Below are 6,118 nucleotides of genomic sequence, written 5' to 3' on the forward strand. Positions count from 1 at the left end.
GGGGATGATGGAAACGGGAATTCAAATCCTTAGAAGTTCTCGATTTTTGTGTCCCGAATGTGGAACGACTTCTCGTTTGCCGGAAGAAGTTCCTACAGGTTCCATTTTCAGATTAACCTGTTACCAGTGCGGTCACAAGGTTCTCGTGAAAACGGACATTCCAAAACCGTCCTCTGTTCCGACTCCGTCTCATATAAAGTCGATTTTTCCCTCCGATGAAATTCTACCTCGTCCGGGACAGCCCAAAGATGTGGGAGCTCCCCGCTTTCAAGCTCCTCCTCAAACTGGTTTCGAATCTACCGGTCCTGGAATTCTAGAAAAAATTTGGAACTTCTTTTCTCAATTTCAGACCTACCTGAATGGGAAAATTCGGGAACTCATACAAAAATTCCGGAATATTATACCGAAAAGCCCAAAGTCAGATCCTTTTTCATCGGCGACTTCGGAAAACAAACCGTTCCTTCGAAGGGAAAAGACTTCATTCGAAAAAAAACCGTTTTTCACAGTTCGGCGTGAGATCGAAGACTATGGACAACCCCGAATCAAAACTCTCGCCGAGAGACTGAGAGAACAAATCGGCGGTCGTCGTTTCCAACTTCCGAATGTGGTCTTACTTTCCGCGGGTGTGATCATTTCTTTGCTTCTTGTTGGGATGATACTTTTTTGGGTAGGGGTGATCACTCGAGAATCGGAACTTAAGGAAATGATTTCTCTTTTTTACAACCATCAACCCTCAGTAATCTACGATCGAGATGGAAAAAAGGTTTCTGAAATTTTCGCAAAAAAAACGAGCAACCTGGAATGGGATGCTTATCCTGAAAACCTGAAAAAAATCGTTCTTTTAGTAGAAGATCGAAAGTTTTTTTCTCATAGCGGAATTAACTACATGTCGGTTCTCCGTGCAACTTTCGTGAACATCACGAGTTTCCGCTTTAAACAGGGAGCTTCTACAATTACCCAACAGCTCGCGAGAATTTTACTGGACGATCGCGAGAAAAGTCTCGTTCGAAAGATCAAAGAGGCTCAGCTCGCCTTTGCTTTGGAATATACATATGAGAAAAAGCAAATATTATTATATTATCTAAATAATGTATACTTGGGTCACGGAGCCTTCGGGTTTGCGAGCGCGGCCGAATTCTATTTCAGAAAGACTCCTTCCGAACTCGACACGGAGGAAATGATCGTCCTTGCTTCTTTGGCTTCGGCTCCAAATCGTTTTTCACCTTTGAAAAACCCGGATCTATCCAGACAACGCGTGAACGCAATCGTTCATTCTTTCCAAAAAGAAGAAATTTTAAAAGAAAATCCGAAACCGAAACTGGATGAAATCTATCTTTCATTTCACATGAGATCACCGGGTGAGACAGTGTTCGGAAACCGAAAAGATGATTCTCCGTATGTGACGGAACACGTACGTAAATTTTTGAATTCCTTATACCCGGATTCTAATATCTATGAAACCGGCGGTTTTTCAATCTACACCACAATTGCGGAACCGGTTCAAGCGGAGCTGTCGAAGATCGTAAAAAATTACCTGGACAACATTCAGAAGAACGGGCTCGTCCGCAAAACAAAACTCACAGATAACAAGAATTCCAGCGAGACGGCGGTCTTTCGAAAATACGTTCAGGACATTTCACCAGCGCTCGAACTTTTCATCGATACAGACTCTTTCGGCGGAGCAAGCGAATCCGGTCTGCAAGTTGCGTTAATCGCTGTTGACCCCGCCACGGGAGAAATCCTATTGATGCACGGTGGTTCGGAGTTCAAAGCCGACAATCAACTGGACAGAACTACCGCGATGAAACGTCAGACGGGTTCTTCTATTAAACCAATTTTATATTCCGCCGCGATCGAGACCGAACTCATCAACGCTTCTTCCAGAATTTTGGACGCCCCTTTGATTTATAGAAATCAAACCGGAAACTGGATGCCGGAAAATATAGGAAATCAATACGACGGAGATATCAGCGTTAGACACGCTTTAGCAAAGTCCAAGAATACAGCTGCGGTTCAGATCGCGGAGAAGTTAGGAATCTCAAAGATTCAAGACTTTTTTCAAAAGTATTTCTTTCCTGATCCGAAAGTACTTCAGTCTAGATTCAGAGGAGATCTTTCCCTTGCGCTCGGTTCTTTGGAAATTTCTCCTCTGGAAATGGCGCTTGCGTATTCCGCATTTGCAAACGATGGAACAATCAAACGCCCTTATTTGATTCAAAAAATCACGGATCGATCCGGTAAGATCGTTTACGAAAGAAAGTCCGTAGACGAATTCGGATTAAAAGTTCCGGAAGAAAGAAAGGTGTTATCTTCCCAAGTCGCGGAAATTATGATCGACCTTCTTCACGGAAGCGCAAATTCGGCAGGAGTGAGAAGCACCGGATATAGAGGGGAAGTTGCAGGTAAAACGGGGACCACAAACGATAACAGGGACAACTGGTTTGTGGGAGTAAAACCGGGAATGTCAATGGCAATCTGGCTCGGCTACGACGATCCGAGTTACGGCCTAGGATCGTCCGCGTTAGGCGGAACCGTAGCCGCTCCTCTCTGGGGATCGGTCGCAAAAACTTTCGAAGCCGCGGAAGACGACAAAAGAAAATATCCGGTTACCGAACACGCGATAAGCATAACCGTTTGCGAGGAATCAGGTAAACTTCCCGGGCCTTCCTGTAAACATCCCCGAAAAGAACTTTTTAAAAACGGAACCGTGCCCTCCGAAATTTGCCCTCTTAATCACGGAACGGACGTAAAACGGGAAGTCCTTCGAAATGTGTTTTAAAGATATTTCTTTTATTGTAATATTCTTAATTTCCATCTCAAGCGTATATCCGGTCTCCTATGAGGAAGCTTATACGATGGAAAAAGAAGACCCCTTGTTTTCGATTCCTTTGTACGAGGAACTTCTTCGGACATCTAAAAAGTCCGATATCCGTAAAACAGCGTCTTCCAGACTTTTTTTCCTCTACGAGAAATACCGCAAATATATTCCCGCGATCTTAATCATGATTCGTTCGGGAAAAATCACGGATAAAAAAGGAAGATATCCTTCAATTGTTAGCGAACTCGCAGACGGTTTAAACGTAAGCCCTTCCGCGCTCGTTTCCGTCATTTCCGGTTGCAACAAACCGATTTCGAATCCGGACATATACTTTCAAGAAACAAACCCGTCCCAAATCGAAGAAGAATCCGTTTCCATTGGAACCTCTCCGACTCCTGAGCCCGTCGTAGTTCCAGAAATGCCTTTCTTATTCAAAATTCTTTCCAAAAAAGAGAACGCCTCTCTCTATAAGGCTTGTTATGCGGTAAAAATTAAAACGGGCGATTACGATGGCTGGGAAAAAATCCACGCTTTCGGAGAGATGAAAAGAATTCTCAACCCCCAAACCTCTTTGGCTTTGCGCATCAGCTTCACCCTTCATTCGGGAAGAGGAAGTGCTTATAAAAGAATCTATTCCGGAGGTAGACTGAAATCGTTAAACGAAGAAGGTAAATCGGATCTTTTGTATCTCTACGGGAAATTTCTTAGAAGCTTGGGAAAATACGATTCTTCCGCGAGATATTTTTGGATGAGCGGTTCTTATGCGAGCAAAGATCGAAGCGCAATCGAAACCGCAAAAACTCTTTTGATTTCGGGAAGAAAACAAGAAGCTTGTTCATATCTTACAAAAAGTTTTTTCCCGGGGGACGAATCGGAGGAACTTTTATCCAGAGTCTGCTTTAAAGATTTTGAAAAAACACATCCGGGTCAGGGATTTTTAAAAGCCATAAAAATATTAAACAACGATATTCCCGATCCGGTATTCGAATATTTTTTGGGAAAAGAAATCTCCGATAAAACCGAAGAACCAGATACGGATAATTCGAACGAATCCCCTTCGAGTTACGGAAAACTTCTGGATGAAAAACTGTTTTCCGGTGAAAAGAATCCAACTCCTTTTTGGGATTATCGCAAAAAGGAAGGAACGCTCTTCTTATCCGCTGTGCCTCAGTTTCTTTGTAAATCCAATCGTCCCAGCCTATTTAAGAAAGATCTAATACAACCTCAGAACTGCGTTCCTTATTCAGAGCTTTCCACAGATGTAATCCTCACGACTCCGTTATTCGAATCCAACCAGGAAGAATGGAGTTTGATTCTTTCCAACGCGGCTTACAATCCGATTTCCGGCCAAGTAGTATTTGCGGATTCGGACGGTGAAGAGACCTCCTTTCAAATATCGAATTTAGTATATCGCAAATCTCTAAATCGTTTTTTTATCGATGGATTTTCAAGCGACAAGAAATACAAGTTTTACTCGATCGATCTGAAAAAGATTTCGGTGAACATATTGGATTCCAACTGATTTTAAACCGTATCACCTAACTCTAGAACAATTCTGATTCGTCCAAATCCGGAAAATTCTTCCGTGTCTTTCTATCTCCCCAGACTTGGATTATAGTGTTATGCGTCTTATAAAAGAGTGGAATTTTATTGGGCAGGGAAGGATTCGAACCTTCGAAGACATAGTCAGCAGATTTACAGTCTGCCCTCGTTGGCCACTTGAGTACCTACCCGAAGAAAAATAGCTGCCTATAGGAATCGAACCCACAACCGTCTGATTACAAATCAGATGCTCTACCAATTGAGCTAAGGCAGCAATTTGAAACCAGTATTTCGGTCTGTTTTTCTCGGTCAAATAAAAAATCCGTAGAGGCCCTTCTGCCATATTTTCGGATTATTTCCTTTCCTGATTCTACTTTCCGTTGAAAAAAAGTTTCGATTATAACTTGTTTGCCGAAAATGTAACAGATGGTTCTAACCCTCATTCACATCGGAATGACCCTTTCAATCTTTTGTTTTTATACGGGCTACTACTTTCGTTTTAAAAAAAATCTTCTCCATCGTATTTTCAATCTACTCGGTGCGGCTTTCAACTTAACAACCGCCTTTACTCTTCTTTATGTGAAATACTTAGGCGGGGGCTTGGAAAGCGCTGGAATTATTCCCGCAGTCAAACGTTGGATCATCGATACACATCGCGCATTTGCCGTACTGGCCTTGATTTTAATGCTTCTGATGGTTTGGTCGGGAATGACCCGAAAAAAAGAATTCCACAGAAAGCTACACTATATTTTCCTTCCTCTATATACTGCGATTTTCCTTTCCGGCTTGGTTTTGTTTCGTTCCACGAACTGACCTTCTTCCGGCATCTCATTTCGGGATTGGAAATCGATATCCCATTCGCTTAGGAAGAATATGAACGATATCAAAGAACTCAAGAATTTTGCAAACGAGCTCAGAAAGAGCGTTATCCGAATGGTAACTGCCGCAAATTCCGGACATCCGGGAGGACCTTTAGGTCTCGCGGATATCTATGCGGTACTATATAAGAAAATTCTAAATCATAAACCCTCCAATCCGGATTGGGAAGAAAGGGATCGCCTGATTCTTTCCAACGGCCACGTATGTGCGATTCGTTACGCCGCTATGGCTCATTCCGGTTATTTTCCCGTGGAAGACCTACTCACTTTCCGCAAATTAGGAAGCAAACTACAAGGACATCCTTCCACTCGTTATATGAGCGGAATTGAAAGTTCTTCCGGCTCCTTAGGCCAAGGACTTTCTGTTTCTGTGGGACTCGCACTCGGCGCAAGATTCAAAAAACAAAGTCATAAAATTTATACGTGTATCTCCGACGGAGAATGCGGCGAAGGAATGACTTGGGAGGCCGCTCAGTCCGCCGCACACTATAAACTGGACAACTTGATCGCTTTTATGGACAAAAATGGAATTCAAATCGACGGCTTTACGAAAGACATTATGAATCTAGAACCTCTGAGTAAAAAATTTCTTTCTTTCGGTTGGAACGTTTTGGAAGCGGACGGTCACGATATCGAACAGATCATCTCCGCATTCGAAAAAGCTAAACTTCACAAAGGTTCTCCGACAATCATTCTGTTCGACACCGTGCTGGGCAAAGGTGTTTCTTTTATGGAAAATAATCCGGGATGGCACGGAACTCCTCCAAAACCGGAAGAAGAAAAAAAAGCTCTCGAAGAATTATCGGCACTTTCTATTTAAACGAACAACTCCCTACATTTCTCTTGCAGGGAGTATTTCCTTTTTTCAACTCTTTCATTT

The 6,118-nt window shown here is 42.8% G+C and carries 4 protein-coding genes and 2 tRNA genes; 4 read left to right on the forward strand and 2 right to left on the reverse strand.

The genetic code is table 11. The annotated features are described in order from the left end of the window. Positions 1–4: 4 nt before the first annotated feature. Both LEP1GSC062_RS12555 and LEP1GSC062_RS12560 read left to right on the forward strand, forming a co-directional pair. Positions 5–2,779: a transglycosylase domain-containing protein gene (locus tag LEP1GSC062_RS12555; protein WP_020984486.1), complete on the forward strand. Its 2,775-nt coding sequence runs from the start codon at positions 5–7 to the stop codon at positions 2,777–2,779. Continuing rightward, positions 2,769–4,340 (forward strand): hypothetical protein, encoded by a 1,572-nt coding sequence (locus LEP1GSC062_RS12560; RefSeq protein WP_020984468.1) that lies wholly within the window; start codon positions 2,769–2,771, stop codon positions 4,338–4,340. Before LEP1GSC062_RS12555 ends, LEP1GSC062_RS12560 begins: the two co-directional genes overlap by 11 nt. A gap of 129 nt (positions 4,341–4,469) precedes the next feature. Here LEP1GSC062_RS12560 and LEP1GSC062_RS12565 read toward each other — a convergent pair. Both LEP1GSC062_RS12565 and LEP1GSC062_RS12570 read right to left on the reverse strand, forming a co-directional pair. Further along, a tRNA-Tyr gene (locus LEP1GSC062_RS12565) sits at positions 4,470–4,551 on the reverse strand. A 10-nt stretch (positions 4,552–4,561) separates the two neighbouring features. After that, a tRNA-Thr gene (locus LEP1GSC062_RS12570) sits at positions 4,562–4,634 on the reverse strand. Between the two features lie 152 nt (positions 4,635–4,786). Here LEP1GSC062_RS12570 and LEP1GSC062_RS12575 point away from each other — a divergent pair. Together LEP1GSC062_RS12575 and LEP1GSC062_RS12580 are read left to right on the forward strand one after the other, a co-directional pair. Beyond that, complete coding sequence (locus tag LEP1GSC062_RS12575; protein WP_020984465.1) at positions 4,787–5,173, forward strand: hypothetical protein; 387 nt, start codon at positions 4,787–4,789, stop codon at positions 5,171–5,173. 60 nt (positions 5,174–5,233) lie between these two features. Next, positions 5,234–6,058: a transketolase gene (locus tag LEP1GSC062_RS12580; RefSeq protein WP_020984446.1), complete on the forward strand. Its 825-nt coding sequence runs from the start codon at positions 5,234–5,236 to the stop codon at positions 6,056–6,058. The last annotated feature ends 60 nt before the right edge of the window (positions 6,059–6,118 follow it).

The sequence above is a fragment of the Leptospira alexanderi serovar Manhao 3 str. L 60 genome, from assembly GCF_000243815.2.
Classification (GTDB): Bacteria; Spirochaetota; Leptospiria; order Leptospirales; family Leptospiraceae; genus Leptospira; species Leptospira alexanderi.

Excerpts from the sequence above, each read along its gene's own strand:
- LEP1GSC062_RS12555 (WP_020984486.1), top strand. The coding sequence starts at position 5 with ATGATGGAAACGGGAATTCAAATCCTTAGAAGTTCTCGATTTTTGTGT.
- LEP1GSC062_RS12560 (WP_020984468.1), top strand. The coding sequence starts at position 2,769 with ATGTGTTTTAAAGATATTTCTTTTATTGTAATATTCTTAATTTCCATC.
- LEP1GSC062_RS12575 (WP_020984465.1), top strand. The coding sequence starts at position 4,787 with ATGGTTCTAACCCTCATTCACATCGGAATGACCCTTTCAATCTTTTGT.
- LEP1GSC062_RS12580 (WP_020984446.1), top strand. The coding sequence starts at position 5,234 with ATGAACGATATCAAAGAACTCAAGAATTTTGCAAACGAGCTCAGAAAG.